Genomic DNA, 21,412 nt, shown 5'->3' on the forward strand with positions numbered 1-21,412 from the left:
GCTTAAGAGATTACAGTACACTGAAAGAACATACAAACGGAACACACTAAACATGAAAATATGAGGAATTATAATTCGTTGGAGGTTTTAACGTGAAGACCAAAAATATCTGGTTTAATCAACCTGCTGGAACATGGGAAGAGGCATTACCTATCGGAAATGGAACTCTTGGAGGCATGATTTTTGGAAAAACACAGATCGAGAGAATTCAGCTTAATGAAGATAGTCTGTGGTATGGTGGTCCGATGCAGCGGAATAATCCTCAAGCACTTGAATCTTTATCTCAGATCAGAAGCTTGATTTTTGACGGTAAGATTAGGGAAGCAGAAGAACTCGCAGCAGATACTCTGGTAGGTGTTCCTGACGGGCAAAGGCATTATGAGCCATTAGGGGACTTCTATATCGCTATGGATCACAGTGAACATGAACCAAATGGATATCAAAGACATCTCGATCTGGAACAAGGCAAGGTAAACGTGAATTATACCGCAGATCAATCCATTTACAGCCGAGAATATTTTGCTAGCTACCCGGATCAAGTGCTCGTTGTTCATCTCAAATCTAGCGTGCCTGGAAAGTTATCTTTCTCCACTGTTTTTGGCAGGGGAACCGTTCTGGAATCAACATCCTATTCCGATATTCTTAAGCATCCTGTTGGTTTCCAATCCTATCTGGACCGGATCGAGAAGCGTGGAACGAATGACTTGATCATCCGGGGAAGAAGTGGGGGAGAAGAAGGAATCCGTTTTTGTTGTGCGATTCGCCTTATATCTGAAGGAGGGCAGGTTCATTATTCAAGCGGCCAGCTTTCTCTGAAAGATGGTAATTCAGCGACTATTCTAATCACGGCTTGCACGGATTTCCGAGTACCTAAGGAACAACTTGAAGCGGAGTGCCTCCGAAGAATTGAGGCCGCTTCAACAAAGCCATATAGCGAACTGCTCGCCGATCATGTCTCGGACTATCAATCCTTATTCGAAAAGATGGATATACATCTCGAAGATAAAAATAAAGATGTGAGATGTTCCGAACTTCCAATCGATCAGCGCCTTGAGCGGCTTAGAGCTGGTAAGCATGATCCAGAACTGATGAGTCTATACTTTCAATTTGGTCGCTATCTGCTTATCTCAAGCAGCCGTCCAGGTTCTTTACCGACAAACCTTCAAGGGATATGGAATAAAGACATGCTTCCTGTATGGGATAGCAAATATACGATTAATATTAATACACAGATGAACTACTGGCCTGCAGAAAGCTGCAATCTGTCTGAATGTCACGTTCCATTGTTTGATTTTATAGATCGACTGCAAGTCCGGGGAAAGGAAACCGCTAGAACCATGTATGGATGCAAAGGGTTCGTTGCTCATCACAATTCGGATATCTGGGCAGACGCTGCTCCGCAGGATGTATGCATGACATCGACGTTTTGGACCATGGGGGGAGCATGGCTTTCATTACATCTATGGGACCACTATGAATACAATAAGGATGTTCAATTTCTCAAAAAAGTTTACGCCACGATGAAAGATGCGGCTATCTTTATTCTGGATTATCTAATCGAGGATCCTTCCGGCAATTGGGTGATATGTCCTTCGTCCTCACCGGAAAATCGCTATATATTAGATAATGGAGAGTCGGGAGCTTTATGTTTTGGTGCTTCAATGGACAATCAGATTATTAGAGAACTCTTCACGCGTTGCATTGAAAGCACCCAAATTTTGCGAGAAGATCAGGAATTCGGAGAATTACTCCGTAGTGCTTTAACCAAAATTCCGGAGACCTCCATTGGAAAACATGGTCAGATCCAAGAGTGGAGTAACGATTATGATGAATTGGAACCTGGTCACAGACATATTTCCCATTTATTCGCTTTGCATCCTGGAACGCAAATTACGTTGCAATCAACGCCTGATCTCGCCAAGGCAGCTCGAGTAACACTCGACAGAAGACTGGAACACGGTGGTGGACACACAGGATGGAGCAGGGCGTGGATTCTCAACATGTGGGCACGATTAGAGGAGTCGGAACTTGCACACGATAACATCGTGGAACTTCTACGTTCCTCCACGTTACCCAATCTGTTTTGTGACCATCCTCCATTTCAAATTGATGGGAACTTTGGAGGTACTGCAGGTATAGCAGAGATGCTTCTTCAGAGTCATAACGAAGTAATCAGATTGTTACCTGCTTTGCCATCAGCTTGGCCAAAAGGATATATTCGTGGTATTCGGGCTCGTGGCGGATTTGAAATAGATCTGGAATGGAATAATGGTCGTCTATTCAATACCAGAATTCGCTCTATTGCAGAATCAAGAGTAACCGTATCCTATCTGGACCAAAAGATAGAATTAACCTTTCCTGGCCCCAATTCAATAATTGAACTAAGAGGATACGACTGGAATAACAAATAAGAACTTACTGATTACCTGAGCGAATGCCGGCTGACAAAACTGTCGTGCGAATTCGCTCTTTTTATTTGCTGAGATAAGATTTAGGCAAGAGTTGGCGTGTTTTTGCTCAATGCAAATAAGATTTCGACAGCTCTATACGGCGACTAGCGACGAAGATAACAACAGCTCATTCTGGATTGGATCAAACAGGTATTCTGAGGTCATATCAGATATATGACCTCCTTATCGTTTCGCGCAATAAATATAGCCGTTTGTGCAATGAAATTGCAGACATGAACCTATAAAATGTAACCATCCTAGCATGATGGACACCATCGGGTGGGGTTGTCAGACCTATAATCGTTATGATCAAGAATTCGGCTATGGCAAAAAAGGATGGATGTCTGAACGCTTCTGTCATTCGGAAGGACTGGTCACTGAAAAATATGCGGATGGTACACCAGCCAGCACCTGGTTTTGCCTGATGCCATGGGCCAGTGGATCGATCATCGAAGGCCTCGTTGGCGACTATTGGGATTATGCACGACATGAATGAATGTATTTTGCAATAACTACAACAGTCACCATATTAGATTCATTCCGCCGATAGGGAGAGACGCTACCGGCGGTTTATTTTCGTTGGAGGAAAGGGGACAAACGGATGTTAAAAGTATTACTGGTAGATGACGAGATGTATGTACGAAAAGGGCTGTATGAACTCATAAATTGGATGGATCTTAACATGGAGATTATCGGAGAGGCAGAGAACGGTGCAGAGGCATTAAATCTGATTAAATGCCTGCAACCAGACGTGATTATAACAGATATCCGCATGCCAATTCTGGATGGACTGGAACTTATACGTGCCGTAGAGAAAATGCCACATCTGGAACCTGTGTTCATTATCATCAGTGGTTATCATGACTTCAAATATGCACAGCAGGCAATCAGGTACGGCGTTCATGACTATATCTTAAAGCCTATTGATGATGAAGAACTGACGGCGACGTTGCAGAAGTCGGCAAATCTGATTTGCAATAAAAGAAAACATATTCTTTTGGCTGAGGGACAGGCCAGTAACATCATGCTGGAGGATGTGATCAAAGGCCATGTACAGAAGGAGGATGAACATCGATATGCTGAGATGCTTGGGATCAATCGTAACTCCAGTCTGCTCATGACTTTGATTGAACTTCAGACCGGATTAGATGCAATTAAAATTACGATTGAACAGCTACGTGAAGCAGTACATTCTCTGGAGAGTAATTTATGCAAAATGTTCATCAGTGAGCAACAACGCGGCACGTTTGCTTTATTACTGTTGTGGCCTGATCATCATCAAGGGGGCTCGGCGTTACAAGATAAACTGCTTAATATTCATATAACACTGAGCAAAAGGTTTAACCTGGATATCGGTCTTTACGCAGGAACACTCGTCAAAGAAATTGGTGATGTCCCACAATCCCTTATGGCGGCTGAAGAAGCAGCCAAGCATAAATATGCTGAAACTGGTGGTGTCGTACGTTATACGGAGATCAAGGACAAACCACTGTTTGTTTTCAATGTATACCAGGACGAGGTGGATCAATTAATTCTGAGCCTGGAAGAGGGGAATAGGTCAGCTTATCACAAGATTGTAGAAGAGAAATTCAAATTGTTTCATATGAATCGATTTTCTACTCAGGCTGTATCGGGTTCTCTTTTGCGTTATATAACGGGTATTCTCGCTGTGGTCCATGAAATGGGTGGTAATGATGAAGGGTTACAGCAGCTGAAGAAGCTAGCACAACAAAGTCATGACGGTTGGAATTTACGACTATTGAAGAATGCATTTCTCACCGCGCTGGAGGAAGCCGAGGATTATGTCTCTCATCTGCGGATGGAACGATCCAAAGGGGATATCAGCAAGATCAAACGATATATTGATGCAAATTATACGGAGAACATCAATCTCAAAAGCATTGCTGCGCTCTTCTACATGAATCCCGTTTATCTAGGGCGATTATTCCGCAAAAGTTACAATCAATACTTCAATGACTATCTGCTGAACCTGCGGATTCATGAGGCGAAGAAGTTACTGCGCCAAACGGATCTGAGAATGTACGAGGTCGCTGCACGTGTAGGATTTCAGAATGCGGATTATTTTGTAACCCAGTTTGAGAAATTGGTTAAGTTATCGCCTACAGAGTATCGCAATCTCCTTATGGGAAATGAGCAGCGAGGTGCACAATGCCAAGATGGAACCTGAATTACATGAAGCTTCGAGATAAGCTACTGCTCATGTATGTCTTATCTGTGTTTATTCCCATCGTTGTCACCAATGTGGTGTTTTACAATGTCACATCCGCCAATATTCGTAGTCAGAAAACTCGTGATGCCGGCATGGCCTTGAACAATCTGAAGAACGACCTTCGGGTAACCATTGATCAGGGCGTCGGACTCTCTTATTCGTTATATACTGACCCTGTATTCAATGACACTATTTCCCGTTCATTTCAAAGTCATTTTGAGTATATTGACGCTTATAATTCCTATCTAAAAGGGCAATTCTCCGGTCAAATGAATCAGGGAATTCGCTGGTATCAAGTGTATACCGATAATTCTACCATTTTATCTTCCGGTTATATTGATCGTTTAACTGACGATGTCCGCAACTCGGACTGGTACGTTCAATTTCAGGCATACTCCGCCCCTTATCCGGCATTGATCTCATCGGATCAGATGTTAAGTCTGGTTCAAAGGCTCGACAATCTGGACACTGGGGGGAGAGAGCAGTTACTTAAAATTGACCTGAATATGGATATGATCAAGCAGTATTTCCACAACAGCGGATTTGATGGAAAAGTGTATCTTCTTGATCCGGGGGGACACATCCAATTTTCAAATGATCCTACAGCAGAAGAAGCTCAGATAGGGAAACGTTACAGCGAGATCCAGTTTCCGAACAAAATGATTCCCTTTGAACTTACGTTTACAGGTATTAACTATCTGGAAGGGTGGTCCCTACATGGAGTGATGGATGAAGAAATTGTGTTGAAGGAGGTGCGAAAGTCCCGTTCCTTCGTCGTATGGCTGGCTTGCATTAATTTTGTCTTGCCTTCTATTATCATCGCGGCGATGTCCAGATCCATCCATGTCAGGCTGGTACGTATTCTAAAACATATGAAAAAAGTGAAAACACAGAATTTTCAGACGATTCCGCCTGAAGATGCAAGAGATGAAATAGGTCAACTCACGATGGAATTTAATCGAATGACCGAGACGATCCATAACCTGATTCATGAGGTATATCTCGCCGACATCCAAAAGAAAGACCTGGAGTTGAAGCAGCAGGAAGCACAACTTCATGCGCTCCATAGTCAGATCAACCCACATTTTTTGTTTAATACGCTGGAGTCGGTACGTATGAGGAGCCTCATCAAAGGTGAGAAAGAGACTGCCAAAATCGTGCATAACATGGCCAAGATGTTCCGAAAGTCGATTAGTTGGAATCAGAATGATGTGACAGTGAAGGAAGAATTGGAACTCATCGAGAGTTTTTTGCAAATTCAAAAATACCGCTTTGGAGAAAAACTCCAATATACCATTGAGGCAGATCCTGCGGTACTGATGTACCGAATCCCCAAGATGGTTATCCTTCCCTTTGTTGAGAATGCAAGTATTCATGGAATTGAGTCATCTCCGGGAGTAGGCATCATTCAACTCTTCGTTTCAATGGAAAATGACCAGCTCCATATCAGACTAACGGATAACGGTATAGGGATGTCACAAGCTAAATTGGAAGAGTTGCTAAGTTACCTAGATCAAAACACCGATATGGGAGAGCATGTTGGCATGAAAAATGCGTATAGTCGCTTAAAACTTTGTTATAAAAATCACTTTACATTCGATATCCAGACATGGGAAGGAGAAGGTACGCGTATCCAAATTAAGCTTCCACTTGATCCATCAGCCATGCCAGGCGACTAAATACGAGGGATATACTTTTCTAAGTAGGAGGTACACTTTCATGGGTAACTTTGAAAGCGCTATCTTGATATATTGAGAAGGCTTAAAGACACAAACAATACTTTAAGGGGGCATTTGCTACATGTTTAGAAAAAAAAACATTATAACAGGTCTGGCCATTTTACTGGCTGTAACCCTGGCAGGTTGTAATAAAGCCAGCCCGGAAGCCTCCTATCCTGACAGTAATGACAACACCCCGGTCACCTTTAAATATTTCACGTTTGGCGGTGGCAAGAAGGACATTCTGGCAAGCAGCACGACCATTGGCAAGAAGCTACAGGAACAAACGGGCGTTGACTGGAAGATGGAATATCTGGTGGGCGACGGTGCAACCAAGGCAGGTGTAATGATTGCGAGTGGGGATTACCCCGACATCATCGACTCCAGTGGTGAAATGGCCAAATTGATGGATGCAGGTTCTTTTATCCCGCTGGATGAACTGATCGATCAATACGGGCCTAACATCAAGCGGGTATACGGGTCTTATATGGACAAATTCAGACAGGAGGATGGAAAGATATACTTCTTGCCATACACTGCCAACATCGGTTATGTGTCAGAGCCTAATTTTCAGACCGGCTTTTATATTCAGCGTGCTGTGTTAAAAGAGTTTAACTATCCCAAGATCAAAACGCTGGACGAATATTTTGACTTGATTGAGCAATACAAGCAAAAGCATCCGCAGATCGATGGAAAAGAAACCATCGGCTTCGCCACACTTGCTGGTGAATCGGGCAGCTTTTTCACCCTGCTAAATCCGGCTATGCATCTGGCAGGTTATCCAAACGATGGCAGTGTGATGGTGGATATGCAGAGTCATGAAGCCAAACTGGTAGCCGGATCTGATTATCAGAAACAATGGATTCAGAAGCTGAGCGAGGTTAACGCACAGGGGATGTTTGATCCAGAATCCTTCACAATGAACCAGGATCAGTATCTCGCCAAGTTGACGTCCGGTCGGGTGCTGGGATATTTCAGTTACTCCTGGCAGGTTGGAGACGCAACGAACAACCTCAAGAAGGCTGGTATTGACGATAAACGATACGTATCTCTACCGATCGTATTTGATGACAGTGTCAAAGACCAGTATGTGGACCCGCCAGGTTTTGTGAACAACTACGGTGTCGGAATTACCGTAAATGCCAAAGATCCCGTGCGAATTATTAAATATTTTGATAATTTGCTCAAGGAAGAAAACCAGATTCTGGTTCAATGGGGTGTTGAGAACGAGACGTATAGTGTGAATGATGAGGGTCGCTTTTACTTTGAAAATGATGACCAACGCAAGGCACATGAAGATCCGGAATTAAGTCGTAAATTCGGCTTTGACTATTTTAATTACAGCTGGCCTCGTTACGGCAATAACTCCGTGCTGGAGGATGGCAACGCCTATGGACCGGGCAATCAACCAGAAGTGGCTACCTTTAGTTACACGGACGGTGACAAGCTGTTGTTAGAGAAATATGGTGTGGAGACATTCACAGAACTATTCAGCACACCGGATGAGCGTCCTTGGTCTCCTGCTTGGTCCATTGCACTGGAGCAGGGCTCTCCTGAACAGATTTTTATCACCAAGGCAGAAGACCTCCAGAAGAAATATTTACCCAAAATGATTATGGATTCGCCTTCCACTTTCGAGAACACTTGGAATGAATATATGAGTCAATTGAATCAACTCGACAAGAAAACATACGAAGCTACGATAACACAGGCAGTTAAGGATCGTGTAGCTGGCAAATGGTGAGTGCAATCCATAAGGGAAAACACGGAACGGGGGAATATTCACATGTTAAAACCAAAATTTAGAACAGCGGGTTTAGCTGTATTACTAACAGCTTTGCTGGCTGGATGCAGTCAGAACAACTCGTCATCATCACCTTCAGACACAGGTGATGATGAGAACAGTCCAGTCACGTTCTCGTATTACATGTTCTCTCCAGGCAAGAAGGATGTTCTGGCAAGCGAAACTACCATCGGTAAAGCGTTGCAAGAGCAGACGGGTGTGGACTGGAAGATGGAATATCTGGTAGGTGATAGTGCTACAAAAGCCGGTGTCATGATTGCCAGTGGAGACTATCCTGATGTCATTAGCTCCAGTGGTGAGATGTCCAAGTTACTGGATGCAGGTGCCTATATTCCGCTGGATGATCTGATTGAGGAATACGGTCCTAATATCAAAAGGGTGTATGGACCATATTTCGATAAAATGAAAAATGCCGAAGATGGAAAAATCTATGCCCTGCCTTATACGGCTAATCAGGGTGAGTATTCAGGTAGTCCAAATGTGGGCGGAGGAGCTTTCTGGATTCAACGATCTGTGCTCAAAGAGTTTGATTATCCCAAGATCACTACACTGGATGAATATTTTGATCTAATTCAGGATTATAAGGAAAAACATCCAACTGTCGACGGTGCAGACACAATCGGATTTGTGTCACTTGCGGGTGTGGCCAATAACTTCTTCACCTTGCAAAATCCAGCGATGCATCTCGCCGGTTATCCGAACGATGGCAGTGTCATGGTGGACATGACAACCCATGAAGCAAAAGTCGTCGCGGGAACAGATGCTCAGAAAAAATGGATTCAGAAGTTAAATGAAATCAATGCTCAAGGCATGCTTGATCCAGAATCCTTTACGATGAACAAAGACCAGTATTTGGCCAAGCTGACTTCGGGTCGTGTGCTAGGATACTTCAATTACGGCTGGCAAATTGGAGATGCGTCGAAAAACCTGCTCTCGGCAGGCATTGATGAGAAGCGCTACGCTCCACTTCCGATTGTGTTTGATGAAGGAATTAAGGATCAGTATGTTGATCCTCCGGGCTTTGTCAACAACTATGCAACAGGCATCTCGGTGAATGCCAAAGACCCTGTTCGTATCATCAAATATTTTGATAATTTGCTGAAGGAAGAGAATCAGGTTCTGGTGCAATGGGGAATCAAGGATGAGACGTACAGTGTGGATGAAAAGGGCCGATTCTATTATGCAAATGAAGATCAACGCAAGGCTCATGATGATCTGGAGCTCAGCCGTAAATTCGGGTTCACCTACTTTGGGACAGACTGGCCGAAATATGGCGGTGAATCTACACTAACCGATGGTAACGCTTATAGCCCTGGCAACCAGCCGGAAGTGGCCGCTGCATCTTACACCGAGGGAGATAAGAAATTCCTTGAAGCCTACGGTATCCAAACCTTTAGTGAATTGTTTAACAAACCGGAAGAGCGGCCTTGGTTCCCGGCATGGTCCATCGCATTGGAGCAAGGATCACCTGAACAGATCTTCACGACCAAATCGGATGATCTGCAACGTAAATACTTGCCGGAGATGATCTTGGGAGCGCCATCGAATTTTGATAAATTGTGGGATGCCTACATGGCTGAACTGAACAAATTGGATAAAGCTGGTTATGAAGCGACCATTACCAAAGTTGTGAAGGATCGTGTAGCAGGAAAATGGTAATACGAACACTTTAAGTGCGTGTTCAATAAGACCGGTTTTCAGTACCAAGAAGATGGGATGAAGCTAGAAATGGAGTAGCGGAGCGGAGGGAAAACTACGTGAGCAACGGACATTTCGGCTGAATTCCATATTCGATGCTGATGATGCCGCAAGGCGTCTTTCGTAATCAAAAGCGGACTTTTTGAACAACCTCTTTAAAACAAACTGTTACATGCGCAGGAGAAGACGAAAGAGCATAAACTCCGGCTTCTCCTCGCATGAATAACAGCACAGGAAAGGAGCAGGTTCACCGTGGAGAAACCTAATGTCTCCCTTAACTCGATGCCTCCGGCCTCGAGTCCGAAGGGAACCAGAGCACACTCGTTCTTTAAGCGACTTGTGCAGCAACGAACGCTTGCCTGGATGTGTATTCCTTTTGTCATCTGGGCTTTTATCTTCAAGTACCTGCCGTTATGGGGATGGACCATGGCTTTTCAGAATTTCAAACCGGCAAGGTCCTTCTCGGATCAGCAATGGGTAGGTTGGCAACATTTTAGTACGTTATTTGAAGACAATACCTTCTACCGGGTGCTGCGAAATACACTCGTTATGAGTTCCATTAAACTGGTGTTGGGATTTGTGACAGCAATTACGCTGGCTCTCTTGTTGAATGAGCTGAAAAATGTCATATTTAAACGTTTTGTGCAAACCGTCAGTTATCTGCCTCACTTTATCTCGTGGGTTGTTGCTTCCAGCATTGTATTAACAGTCCTGTCACCAGACGGAATTATCAATCTGCTGCTGATGAAGCTTCACCTGATTGACAGTCCGGTACTATGGATGGGGAAAGGAGAATACTTCTGGGGTATTCTGGGGGCAACTGAGGTCTGGAAAGATGTCGGTTGGAACACCATTATCTATCTGGCAGCAATTACGGCAATTGATCCTGCGCAATATGAGGCTGCCGAGATTGATGGAGCCAGTCGCTTCAAACGGATGTTATATATCACCCTGCCTGGCTTGAAACCGGTTATTGTGATCTTGTTGATCATGAACATGGGAAGTATTCTTGAATCCGGATTCGAACCGCAATATCTGCTGGGTAACGGGATGAATATGGACTATTCGGAGAATCTGGACATCTTTGTACTCAAATATGGATTAGGGATGGGGAACTTTTCCTTAGGTACAGCAGCTGGCATATTCAAAACGGTGGTCAGCTTCATCTTCCTTTTCTCAGCGAACTATATAGCGAAAAAAATGGGAGAGAGCAGACTATTCTAAAAGGAGGCCTATGCCATGCGTAAAGGAAACACATCTCGCTTGCGGAATAGCAGCACCGGGGATCGAGCGTTTGACACTTTTAACATCATCTTCATGGTATGTCTGATGATTGTGACGATCTATCCCTTTGTTAATATGATTGCCGTATCTTTCAATAATGCAAATGATGCCATTCGGGGTGGAATATATCTATGGCCTCGTGTATGGACACTGGACAACTACAAATACATTTTTGGCGAATCCGATATTTATCACGCAACTCTGATCTCGGCGCTGCGTACGATCATTGGAACCGTGGTGTCCGTCTTCTGTACAGCCATGCTCGCGTATACGGTTAGTCGTCAGGAATTTGTGCTTCGCAAGTTTGTTACAATGTTTTTTGTATTCACCATGTATTTCAGCGGGGGGTTGATCCCCGGTTATCTGCTGATTCGAGACCTTGGATTGATCGGTTCCTTCTGGGTATATATCATTCCGGGTGTAATCGGTGTCTTCAATATGATCGTCATCCGTTCATTTATTGAGGGTCTTCCTGAAGGCATTCTGGAGTCAGCCCGTATTGACGGGGCAGGGGAGTTCACGACATTTATCCGCGTTGTCCTGCCGCTAACAATTCCCGCAATGGCAACCGTATCACTCTTTGTAGCTGTGGGACAATGGAATTCCTGGTTCGATGTATTCCTGTACAACTCTTCCAATAAAGAATTAAGCACATTGCAATATGAGTTGATGAAGATTCTGCAAACTTCGACAACCTCAGCGACTTCATCAGCAAGTGATGCTTATCAGTCTGCCGAAAGCAATGCAACGGCGGTCACACCAACCTCGATTCGAGCGACCATGACCATTATTGCAAGTGTTCCTATTCTGATGGTGTATCCGTTCTTACAGAAATACTTTGTCCAGGGTATGACGATTGGTGGCGTGAAGGGATAGTCATGACCTGAATATAATTTCATTGAACTTATGAAAACGCAACAAACTATACCGTAGTAACGTCTATTCATCCATAGAATACAACAGGAGTGAAACAAATGCATGTAAAATGGATGACGATTATTGGTGCCGTTGTTGGCTCTATGCTTATAGGGGTGGGAACGGCAGCTGCGGAAGAAACGTTTGTTGATCTAAAGTATTCAAAGTGGGCAGAGGATGGCATCACGTATATGGCGAAACGGGGAACAGTAGCCGGATACGGCAATGGGATCTTCAAGCCAGAGGCACTTGTGACAAGGGCACAAGCTGTCACTTTTATGGTGCGCGAGCTCTATTCAGATCAGCTTCAAAGAGCAGTGGAAGGCACAACTTATTCCGATGTTCCAACTACACATCCTTTCCATCGAGAAATCATGATAGCTGCTAAAAATGGACTTGCAAGTGGTTTTCCTAACGGAACTTTCCGTCCGGATGTACCACTTAGCCGCGCAGAGACTGCGGCCTTCCTTACACGGGCATATGCACTCGTGGAAGGTAAGAACGCCGCAAAATGGACAGACACGGACAGGCATTGGGCAGCAGCACCCATTCTTATTATGAGTTCAAACGGCTTGGTCGGCGGTTATTCAGATGCCACCTTCCGTCCGAACCAAGCTGTCACGCGCGCTGAATATGCCGTATTTATGGCGAGAGTAATTCGCTTCGAACGTGAAGTGGCCATTCGGACACAAGATTGGGACAAACTGATATCCTATATGACGGTAAGTGAGCAAGTTGGTCAGATGCTTATGCCCGACATTAGGCAATGGAATAATAAAGCGACAACGACTGTCAATGAGGGGCTGAAGCGCACTATTCATGATCAGGACTTAGGCGGACTCATTCTATTTGACAAAAATATTGCAGACGTGACGCAGCTTACAACGTTCACACATGATATACAAAGAGAAGCAGGTGACATTCCTCTATTTCTTAGCATTGACCAAGAAGGAGGCGTTATTAAACGAATACCAGGAGGTACGAACCTTCCCGGTCAGATGGCGCTTGGCGCAACTGGAGATGCAACACTAGCCGAAGCAGCTGGTCAGCTGACAGGGAAGGAGCTGAAGGCACTGGGACTGCAGATTAATTTTGCGCCAGTGCTGGACATCAATAGCAATCCAGATAACCCCATCATTGGTATACGGTCGTTTGGCTCGGATGCGGATTTGGTGACACGGCTTGGTCTGGCAACAATAAAAGGGCTACAGCAATCAGGGGTGATGGCGGCAGTTAAGCATTTTCCGGGACATGGAGATACAACGGTAGATTCCCATCTTGGTATGCCTGTGCTTGCCCATAACCGAGAACGGCTTGATGCGGTCGAATTAAAACCGTTTCGGGCTGCGATTGAAAATGGGGTAGAGATGATTATGACCGCGCATATTGCTTTCCCTGCCATAGACAACGAACATGTCACTTCGCTCAAAGACGGTGAACGTGTGCCGATTCCTGCCACCTTATCGAAAAAGGTACTGACAGGACTTCTTCGCGGAGAGCTTGGATACGAAGGTCTCATTGTGTCTGATGCCTTTACAATGAATGCAATTGCAGAGCATTTTGGGGAGAATCAATCGGTAGAACGCGCCGTTTCCGCAGGTGTTGATATCATCCTTATGCCAAAAGATTCAGCAGCGGCCCATCAAACGCTGGTAAACGCGGTGAACAATGGAACGATCAAGGATGAAACCATACATGCATCTGTGAAACGAATCTTGGAGATGAAAGCGAAATATGGTTTATTTGAACGCAGTCAAACTCTTGCGCAAAAGCTAACTCAGCTTAACGGTATCATCGGATCGAAGGCGCACCGAGCAGTGGAGCAGACAATCGCAGAGCGAGCGGTCACTGTACTCAGCAGTCGCGAAGGTGTGCTTCCTGATCCAATTCAGCAAGGCGACCGGGTTGTTATTGTCGCAGCCGAGCAGGAACAGGCGAAACAGCTTGAGAAACAACTGTTGCAAGCCGCTAATAACCTGTCGTTAAAGACTGAAATATCACTTGTTGGACAAGGCAACATGAATGAAACGCTCCAGGCGATTGGCAAAGCCAATTATGTCATTCTTGCTTCTTACCAATTCCGCAATGTGGCCAGCCAGTTCGGGTGGAGTGATTATCAAACCTTGATTAATGCAATGAACAAGAGTAATCAGCGATACACGCTGTTGTCTCTCGGTAACCCTTACGAAACGATCTATTTGCAGAACGTGCGCTCAGGAATTGCTGTGTATGGAAAGCAGGAGCCAAATACGTCTGCCGGGATCAAAGTATTGCTTGGTCAACTAAAAGCTGGAGGACAATTACCCGTACTAACGGATTAACGCTTAATTAATGAAGAAAAAAACGGATTCCAGCATACGGAATCCGTTTTTTATTTCAAACTTTTGTTTTATCGAACCATGTACCATGCCATCACTCGGGTATTTCTTCGCTACAAACAAAATGGAGCAGCATCTTCACAAATTGCTCCGTCATCCGCATATCCAATGAATTATCATGAGCACCACGAATAGTTACCATGCGCTGGAGCATGCCCATCATCGTTGTGAAGATAAACTGAGCCAGATCCAGCGGAGGAGATGGGTTCTTAATACTGCCGTCAACAACACCTTGGGATAAAGCGTCCATCAGGAAATGATTTTCTTTCCCGTTCTGGTTGAACTTATCATACTCTTCTCTTAATTCAGGGCTAAAATCATACATCTCATAGTTGATATCAAACAATTGAATAAACCGGATGTAGTCTGGATGATTCTCGGCATAAACAACCCATGCATTCAACATAACCGTGAGTTGTTCCCGCCCGTTTAAGTCCTTCGTTGAAGCACGGCTAACCTCATCCGTTAAATGTTCGATCAGTTGCATCTGAATGGCTAGAAGAAGTTCATCCATTGACTGGAAATGTTTATAAAAGGTCACTCTACTAAGTTCAGCTTTCGTACATACATCCTTAATCTTCACCTGGAGCAATCCATATTTCAAAAAAAGCTCCTTACCTGCTGCAATCAAATCATCACGATGTTTATTTCCCAATTGTTGATGCCAGTTTTCATTCACTTGTATACAATTGTCCTTTCTTCGAACGAAATGCGTTCAAGGTCAGTCCGAGAGAAGCGAGTAGCATAATTGCACCAAAAATATACGGGAAGTTTATGTTTTTGTCAAACAATAGTCCTGCGATCAGCGGCCCAATCACCGTGCCGAGACTGGAAAATGTAGTATTCAGACCCGATGCATAACCTTGCCGATCTCCTGCATTTTTGGATATTAACGTGCTGACCGAAGGTCGTAAAAACGAATTAAAGGCAAAGAATAACGCAGAAGCGAACAACAGAAACACAAGGTTGACCTTAATTAACATTAACAATAAAGCTATGGGTGTGATTATTAAGGAGAGACGGATCAACTTAACTTCACCTATTCTCTGTACGAACCAATCCAAAAGCCAGATCTGCACAACGATACCGATAATTGCGCCCAAAGTAATAATGATGGAGATTGTTGCAGCGTCGAATCCGTATTTTTGCTCTGCAAAAAGCGCGAATACTGTCTCATAACTCATGAGACCAAAGGTCATGACAAGCAACACAATCAAGTATTTGAAATAGGGGACTTTAAAAGAACTCCAGATTTTCTTGCCCAAGTGATCTCCTTTTTGAAGACGGATGGAGACCGTTCTTTTCTCGGGGGGAAGTGTCTCAGGCAATAGCAGCGTCATCAGGGCCGCAATCAGTCCCAGACCCGCTGCGAAGAAATAGGGCATGCGGATGCCCATCTCGGCGATGAGACCGCCCAGACCAGGTCCGAGAACCATCCCCAAGTTCATAGCTGCGCCGAAATAGCCCATGCCTTTTGCACGTGTCTCTGGCGTTGTAATATCGGCGACGTATGCGAGGTTGGCAGGAACCATTAAACCAAGACTGATTCCACCGATAAACCGTGCGACATAGAGGAACGGTAATGACGTCGACAGCGCAAAGATGATATCTGAAATGACAGACAGAAACATACCTGCGATGATCAACTTTTTGCGTCCAAATCGATCAGACAGTTGTCCCCCGAGAGGTGAAAAGAAGAATTGAGCAGCACCAAAGGCTGCAACTAAAAATCCTGCTACTGTGCCTCCCGCATGAAAAAGCTTCAAATACTCCGGCAATATGGGGATGATCATCCCTTGCCCCAATAAAGCGATAAACAGATTTAACATCAGAATGAACAGTGGAAAGCGAACTGATTTTGGTAATGTACTCATGTACGTCATTAACCCCTTCATTTACAACTTGTTAACCTTTACATTGTGTAAACCATTTTAAATGATTTGAAGGAAATATGTAAATCTTTTTTTTTAGTGAAGCAGTCTAATGAGTAGAGTTATAATTGAATTCATACGGAGGTGGGAACACGTGAAATTAGAGGAATTGTTTACGGTACATGTGAACATCGAAGAATCATTTGATTTACAGAATAGCGAAGATGATTCGGTTGTCATGATTACTTTTACAGGCAGCGTAACCGGAAAGTACTTTGAGGGAATTGTGCTGGGTGGAGGAGTGGATACGCAGATCATCGGGAAGAATGGTGACCCGCATACGCTATCGGCAAGATACATGCTCCAAGGGACCGACAACACAGGTCATTCCTGCAAAATTTATATCGAAAATAACGGAAATATTGATAAAACGCTGAAAACTGCTTTATTTCGTACTTCCCCCAAAATGATTACAGACAGCAAAGCCTTATCCTTCTTGAACCGTGAGACACTTATTGGAGAAGGTCATCCGACGGAGTCAGGGATAGATATAAAAATATATAGAAAACCGCTGTAATGCGGGGCAAATAGCAATTATCTTTTTATTGTATGGCAGAGAAGATAGCTTTCTATAATGAAAAGTCAGAGTCGCTAAGGAGCGGCTCTTTTTGTTGTATGAGACTTTACGTCAATATTTATATGTACTCTTTTACAATTAATTAACATAGGATGGATACGGCGCAGACACTGCTCACCTATAGTATGATGAGCGAAAATAAACCAATATCAGGCGGAATAAGGAGAAAACTATTCATTATGATGATCAAAAAAATCGGGATTTCAGTAGCATCACTCGCCATCTTAACGTCTGTAAGTGTATTTGACGCATATGGTGCAGGCTCCAAACGCATGATCGAAGTTTCTGAACAATCGGCTAATGTGGTTGTGAACGGTCAAAGGGTGGAAGGCGAATCATTTCTCTACAATGGGGTTACTTATGTACCTGCAAGAGCGATTGGTGAAGCCTTGGGGCAAGAGGTAGACTGGGATAACAACACCCAATCGGTATTTGTTGGAGCTAAAATTAACGATCAGCAGGGATACCGCGGTACCAAAACGCCATATCCTTTTAAGGAAACAAGTTATACAAAAGCTCCTATTGGATATGAACCCATATTTATTAACTACATAGGGAGACATGGTTCCAGACATCTATCCAGTTCCAAGTACGACAAGACGTTATTTGAACTGCTCGACATCGCTGAAAAGGACGGGCAGATCACTAATCTGGGCAAAGAGCTGAAGAAGGAAATTGGCAATCTGATGAAGGTTGAAAAAGATCATTATGGATTGTTATCCACTACGGGTGGGGAAGAATTGAAAGGAATAGGGGCCAGAGTTGGGCAGAATTTCAAAGAACTATTTACATCGGATAAAAAAGTGATTGCACAAGCAACCTTCAAAGATCGAACGCCGCAGAGCAGAGATCAGTTTATTGACGGGTTAAAGGAAAGCTTGGGAGATAACAAGGTTGACATTCTGGCTTCAGCTTTTGAAGAAGGGAAAGACCCCTATCTACGGCCCTACGACCTAGCGACAAAGTATAATGAGTACGTAGAAGATGGAGACTGGGTTAAGTTATACGAGGATTATGTCACACAGAGCACTGGAACGCTTTATGCAAAAGAGGTCCTTCTGCAATTTTTCTCTGATGACTTCTATCAACGGCTGAACGCTGGAGAGTTTGAACTGAAAGATGAGAAGGGAAAAGTGAAGCTCAGCAACCCAACCGAGGCTGCTTCTAATTTATACGAACTCTACATCATATCTTCGAATATTAAAGGAGAAGGTGACTTCGAATTCGGGCGGTATTTCACGGCTAATCAGTTGAGATGGTACGAGAGCATTGACAATATCAATGACTTTTATGAAAAAGGTCCATCTTTAACGTCAACGGATCTGCCGCAAAATATCATTTCACCTCTGTTCAAAGAGTTGATCGTGTCTACCGAACAGTCCATTCAGCAGAAAGACACGGCTGGTATATTTCGTTTTGCTCACGCAGAAACCATCATTCCACTATCTTCATTCCTGGATATCGCAGGAGCTAATGTGAGTATCGACAAACCGCAGGACGTGACCCAAAACTGGAATGGCTCGGTTATCTCACCGATGGGAGCAAATATCCAATGGATTCTGTATTCCAATGGTAAGGATGTTCTCGTGAAAATGCTTAGAAATGAAGAAGAGATCGCGTTCCCGATTGAAACAAAGACCTATCCATACTATAAATGGGAAGATGTGAAGACATATTACGAAAACAAACTGCAGAAGGTAGGCGTAAGCTTGGACAGCAGTTTGGAAGACAACATTGAGCTATTACAGAAGAAATTCTAGTTGGTGAACGATATGCATTTTATATGAAAATAAAGACGAAGATGAAGAAAGCAACTCCTTTTCATGGAGCTGCTTTCTTTTTTTGCATTTTGAATGAAATGGACCAATAAAAAAATCCTAAAACAAAATGTGACCAAATGCCGTCCGTAAGAGTGTTAGAGGTATAAAGGAGGGCATAACAACCATGCAGCGATCAGTGCCCCAGCTGGGCGATCATGTGATGAAAGTCTATGAGACATACGCGGATACGCTGTTCCGGATTGCCATGGTGCACCTCGGCAGACGAGAAGACGCGGAGGAAGCCACTCAGGATACCTTCATCAAACTAATAGAAAAAGCCCCTACATTCAACGATGCGGAGCATCAAAAAGCATGGTTGATTCGGGTCATCACCAATCATTGCAAATCCTTATTAGGCAGAGGCTGGCGCAAACGGGAGGTCAAGCTGGAGGGAGTCGATGCTCTTACAACAGACAACCCTGAAGATCACGCGCTGATCGAACTTGTGCTGTCACTGCCCGTCAAGTATAGATCGGTGGTTCATCTGTATTATTACGAAGATTATCCGATCCGAGAAATCAGCGAGATCCTGGAGATTAGCGAATCAGCAGTGAAAATGAGATTGAAACGAGGAAGACAGCTGTTAAAACTGGAGCTGGAAGGAGAGGAACTGTAATGAACGAAGAACAATTCAAACAAAACTACAAGAAAGCGGTGGATCATATGAAAACAAACGAGCAAATGAAAAAACGGGTAGAGCAATCCTTAAACACGCAACATCAGGGACCAAAACGTCAACGTAAACCACTATACATTGCAGCAAGTGTTGTTATCGCTGCCAGCATTGGATTGGCTGCGCCAAGTGTATGGCAACAATTCAATGGACCAGCCGCACCAACACCACAGGTGGCAGCGGTGACTCCAGGCGCTTCGTTTGACCCGATCGTGATTCCGAAGATGGAGTTGCCGAGTTCACAGGGCAAAGGCGCGATGGCTGATATGATGCAACTGGTTGTATATGGAGGAAACGTATATACGCAGTCCCCAACATTGCTTGAAGGCGCAAATGCACTCAACCTGCGGGGTGAGAAGCTTGGCACTACAACTGGTGGCATCAATGAACTGAGCGGCCAGGATAAATATACGGAGCTTGCTTCCAACATTGGCGAAGCAGACATCTATGCGGTCAATGGCTATGACAAGGACTTCCGCATCATGTCCTACACCGAGATCGATGGTCAGGTGTATGCTCAGTTATTCGACAAGAACAACGGGATCACCATTGGTACTGGTGCCGACCTGATCGGCAAGCTTCATCTCGAAGGCAACATCGCCTCGGCGCAATGGGAGACGTTTAACAGCTGGAATAATGGATTGCAGCAGCTTCAACCGTTAGCAGCGGATGAATCACTGGAAAGCTTCATCTCATCGCTAAATGCTGCCAAACCAATCGCAACGAGCCCAGAGTTGGAAGAGAACCTCTACGGCAAGGAAGATCGCAAGATCATCTATCTCACGCTGGAAGATAAAACGCAGGTCCCACTGGTTCTATTCGGTGAAGGTCTGGTGCGTTATGGTAATGTTCCGGCATTCCTGGAAGTGGAGAAAGGCGCTTTCCAATCATTCTGGAACAGCTTGGGCGAGTAAGGTGAAGACAGTAATATGGCTGCACCAAGAAGAGCGAACAGGGCACGCAAGTGCTTTGTTCGCTTTTTTCATCAACAAACAATCATTTGATAGGATTAGGCAATAAAATGATATGAATAGGATATGGATTCTTTCCTCTTTCAATATAAAATGGGTACACCTAGTTTTAACTAAAAAGAAACAGGAGGTTAGATGAATATGAATCGAATCGAAAAGAGCCAGGAAACATATAAAAGGTTATTCGGCGAGGGAGTTCCAGCGGCATATGCTACAGATCCTGAATTTCAGGACATATTAAGTCGCTTCATATTTGGTGAAATTTTTGATCAAGGTACTCTTGACGATAAGCAACGAGAGCTTATTACTTTGGTCGTACTGGCTACTAATCAAACGTTGCCACAGCTCAAAGCACATACTCGTGCAGCGCTAAATGTTGGGTTGACTCCAACGGAGATCCAAGAAGCAATCTATCAATGCGCACCTTATTTGGGATTCCCCAAAACCTTAAATGCCATATCGGAAATGAATGAAGTGTTCAAAGAGCGAAATGTTGCACTGCCTCTTGAAAGTCAAAAACGGGTTGAAGAAGATAATCGCTTTGACAAAGGACTTGGTATTCAAAAAGAGATTTTTGGCGATATTATTGAGAAAAACCGGGAAAATGCCCCGTCAAATCAGAAGCATATACAGGACTATCTTTCAGCATTTTGTTTTGGAGACTTCTATACCCGCGGAGGTCTGGATCTGAAAACACGAGAGCTCCTTACCCTTTGTATACTAAGTGCACTCGGAGGTGCGGATAGTCAAGTCAAAGCACACGTTCAGGGTAACATCAATGTTGGCAATAATAAAGAAACCATGATCACCGCTCTAACTCACTGCCTTCCCTACATGGGATTTCCTAGAACACTAAATGCTTTAGCCTGCGTTAATGAGATCATTCCAGAGAAATAATCTTCTTTATTTGAAACAACAGACAGTTGATTATCCCAATCAACTGTCTTCTTCTGGTTAACAGGA

Annotated in this window: 16 protein-coding genes; 14 read left to right on the plus strand and 2 right to left on the minus strand. The window is 44.1% G+C overall.

Translation table 11 applies throughout. The features are described from left to right. Positions 1 to 92: 92 nt before the first annotated feature. The 9 genes from MHI55_RS15730 (at position 93) to MHI55_RS15770 (ending at position 14,420) form a co-directional block, all read left to right on the plus strand. A complete protein-coding gene (locus MHI55_RS15730) occupies positions 93 to 2,411 on the plus strand; it encodes a glycoside hydrolase family 95 protein (RefSeq protein ID WP_076317887.1) in 2,319 nt (772 codons plus the stop codon). A gap of 301 nt (positions 2,412 to 2,712) precedes the next feature. Next, a complete protein-coding gene (locus MHI55_RS15735) occupies positions 2,713 to 2,946 on the plus strand; it encodes a hypothetical protein (protein WP_256721215.1) in 234 nt (77 codons plus the stop codon). Positions 2,947 to 3,051: 105 nt separating this feature from the next. Continuing rightward, positions 3,052 to 4,638, plus strand: a complete 1,587-nt coding sequence (locus MHI55_RS15740) for a response regulator (RefSeq protein WP_340390514.1) — start codon at positions 3,052 to 3,054, stop codon at positions 4,636 to 4,638. Positions 4,639 to 4,643: 5 nt separating this feature from the next. Next, positions 4,644 to 6,359 (plus strand): sensor histidine kinase, encoded by a 1,716-nt coding sequence (locus MHI55_RS15745; protein WP_340390515.1) that lies wholly within the window; start codon positions 4,644 to 4,646, stop codon positions 6,357 to 6,359. A 121-nt stretch (positions 6,360 to 6,480) separates the two neighbouring features. After that, positions 6,481 to 8,142 (plus strand): ABC transporter substrate-binding protein, encoded by a 1,662-nt coding sequence (locus MHI55_RS15750; RefSeq protein ID WP_036615821.1) that lies wholly within the window; start codon positions 6,481 to 6,483, stop codon positions 8,140 to 8,142. A gap of 42 nt (positions 8,143 to 8,184) precedes the next feature. Continuing rightward, entirely contained in the window at positions 8,185 to 9,861 is a 1,677-nt protein-coding gene (locus tag MHI55_RS15755) for an ABC transporter substrate-binding protein (protein ID WP_340390516.1), read from the plus strand. Between the two features lie 321 nt (positions 9,862 to 10,182). Then, positions 10,183 to 11,124, plus strand: coding sequence for an ABC transporter permease subunit (locus MHI55_RS15760; RefSeq protein ID WP_047844314.1), 942 nt, complete (start codon positions 10,183 to 10,185; stop codon positions 11,122 to 11,124). 15 nt (positions 11,125 to 11,139) lie between these two features. Beyond that, positions 11,140 to 12,060 (plus strand): carbohydrate ABC transporter permease, encoded by a 921-nt coding sequence (locus tag MHI55_RS15765; protein ID WP_036615816.1) that lies wholly within the window; start codon positions 11,140 to 11,142, stop codon positions 12,058 to 12,060. Positions 12,061 to 12,158: 98 nt separating this feature from the next. After that, positions 12,159 to 14,420 (plus strand): glycoside hydrolase family 3 N-terminal domain-containing protein, encoded by a 2,262-nt coding sequence (locus MHI55_RS15770; protein WP_340390517.1) that lies wholly within the window; start codon positions 12,159 to 12,161, stop codon positions 14,418 to 14,420. 91 nt (positions 14,421 to 14,511) lie between these two features. Here MHI55_RS15770 and MHI55_RS15775 read toward each other — a convergent pair whose 3' ends face one another. After that, on the minus strand, positions 14,512 to 15,132 hold the full coding sequence (locus tag MHI55_RS15775) for a TetR/AcrR family transcriptional regulator (RefSeq protein WP_243391223.1): 621 nt from the start codon (positions 15,130 to 15,132) through the stop codon (positions 14,512 to 14,514). A gap of 16 nt (positions 15,133 to 15,148) precedes the next feature. After that, entirely contained in the window at positions 15,149 to 16,351 is a 1,203-nt protein-coding gene (locus tag MHI55_RS15780; protein WP_074095099.1) for an MFS transporter, read from the minus strand. Between the two features lie 151 nt (positions 16,352 to 16,502). Between MHI55_RS15780 and MHI55_RS15785 the strand changes: the two genes are divergently transcribed. From MHI55_RS15785 to MHI55_RS15805, 5 genes are all read left to right on the plus strand, one after another. After that, positions 16,503 to 16,925: a DUF3237 domain-containing protein gene (locus MHI55_RS15785; protein WP_253508464.1), complete on the plus strand. Its 423-nt coding sequence runs from the start codon at positions 16,503 to 16,505 to the stop codon at positions 16,923 to 16,925. Positions 16,926 to 17,164: 239 nt separating this feature from the next. Beyond that, positions 17,165 to 18,745, plus strand: a complete 1,581-nt coding sequence (locus MHI55_RS15790; RefSeq protein WP_340390518.1) for a histidine-type phosphatase — start codon at positions 17,165 to 17,167, stop codon at positions 18,743 to 18,745. Between the two features lie 184 nt (positions 18,746 to 18,929). Beyond that, positions 18,930 to 19,421, plus strand: a complete 492-nt coding sequence (locus MHI55_RS15795; protein WP_340390519.1) for a sigma-70 family RNA polymerase sigma factor — start codon at positions 18,930 to 18,932, stop codon at positions 19,419 to 19,421. Further along, the gene (locus tag MHI55_RS15800; protein WP_340390520.1) at positions 19,421 to 20,392 is read left to right on the plus strand and encodes a hypothetical protein; all 972 of its coding nucleotides are present in this window, start codon (positions 19,421 to 19,423) and stop codon (positions 20,390 to 20,392) included. Before MHI55_RS15795 ends, MHI55_RS15800 begins: the two co-directional genes overlap by 1 nt. Positions 20,393 to 20,590: 198 nt before the next feature. After that, the gene (locus MHI55_RS15805) at positions 20,591 to 21,346 is read left to right on the plus strand and encodes a carboxymuconolactone decarboxylase family protein (protein WP_282321407.1); all 756 of its coding nucleotides are present in this window, start codon (positions 20,591 to 20,593) and stop codon (positions 21,344 to 21,346) included. Positions 21,347 to 21,412 lie beyond the last annotated feature (66 nt).

Source organism: Paenibacillus sp. FSL E2-0151, from assembly GCF_037993015.1.
GTDB lineage: Bacteria > Bacillota > Bacilli > Paenibacillales > Paenibacillaceae > Paenibacillus > Paenibacillus amylolyticus.

What these genes read in the sequence shown, in the direction of transcription:
- MHI55_RS15795 (WP_340390519.1), top strand. Translation starts at nt 18,930, where the DNA reads ATGCAGCGATCAGTGCCCCAGCTGGGCGATCATGTGATGAAAGTCTAT.
- MHI55_RS15780 (WP_074095099.1), bottom strand. Translation starts at nt 16,351, where the DNA reads ATGAGTACATTACCAAAATCAGTTCGCTTTCCACTGTTCATTCTGATG.
- MHI55_RS15765 (WP_036615816.1), top strand. Translation starts at nt 11,140, where the DNA reads ATGCGTAAAGGAAACACATCTCGCTTGCGGAATAGCAGCACCGGGGAT.
- MHI55_RS15750 (WP_036615821.1), top strand. Translation starts at nt 6,481, where the DNA reads ATGTTTAGAAAAAAAAACATTATAACAGGTCTGGCCATTTTACTGGCT.
- MHI55_RS15745 (WP_340390515.1), top strand. Translation starts at nt 4,644, where the DNA reads ATGAAGCTTCGAGATAAGCTACTGCTCATGTATGTCTTATCTGTGTTT.
- MHI55_RS15735 (WP_256721215.1), top strand. Translation starts at nt 2,713, where the DNA reads ATGATGGACACCATCGGGTGGGGTTGTCAGACCTATAATCGTTATGAT.
- MHI55_RS15805 (WP_282321407.1), top strand. Translation starts at nt 20,591, where the DNA reads ATGAATCGAATCGAAAAGAGCCAGGAAACATATAAAAGGTTATTCGGC.
- MHI55_RS15740 (WP_340390514.1), top strand. Translation starts at nt 3,052, where the DNA reads ATGTTAAAAGTATTACTGGTAGATGACGAGATGTATGTACGAAAAGGG.
- MHI55_RS15790 (WP_340390518.1), top strand. Translation starts at nt 17,165, where the DNA reads ATGATGATCAAAAAAATCGGGATTTCAGTAGCATCACTCGCCATCTTA.
- MHI55_RS15800 (WP_340390520.1), top strand. Translation starts at nt 19,421, where the DNA reads ATGAACGAAGAACAATTCAAACAAAACTACAAGAAAGCGGTGGATCAT.
- MHI55_RS15760 (WP_047844314.1), top strand. Translation starts at nt 10,183, where the DNA reads ATGCCTCCGGCCTCGAGTCCGAAGGGAACCAGAGCACACTCGTTCTTT.
- MHI55_RS15755 (WP_340390516.1), top strand. Translation starts at nt 8,185, where the DNA reads ATGTTAAAACCAAAATTTAGAACAGCGGGTTTAGCTGTATTACTAACA.
- MHI55_RS15770 (WP_340390517.1), top strand. Translation starts at nt 12,159, where the DNA reads ATGCATGTAAAATGGATGACGATTATTGGTGCCGTTGTTGGCTCTATG.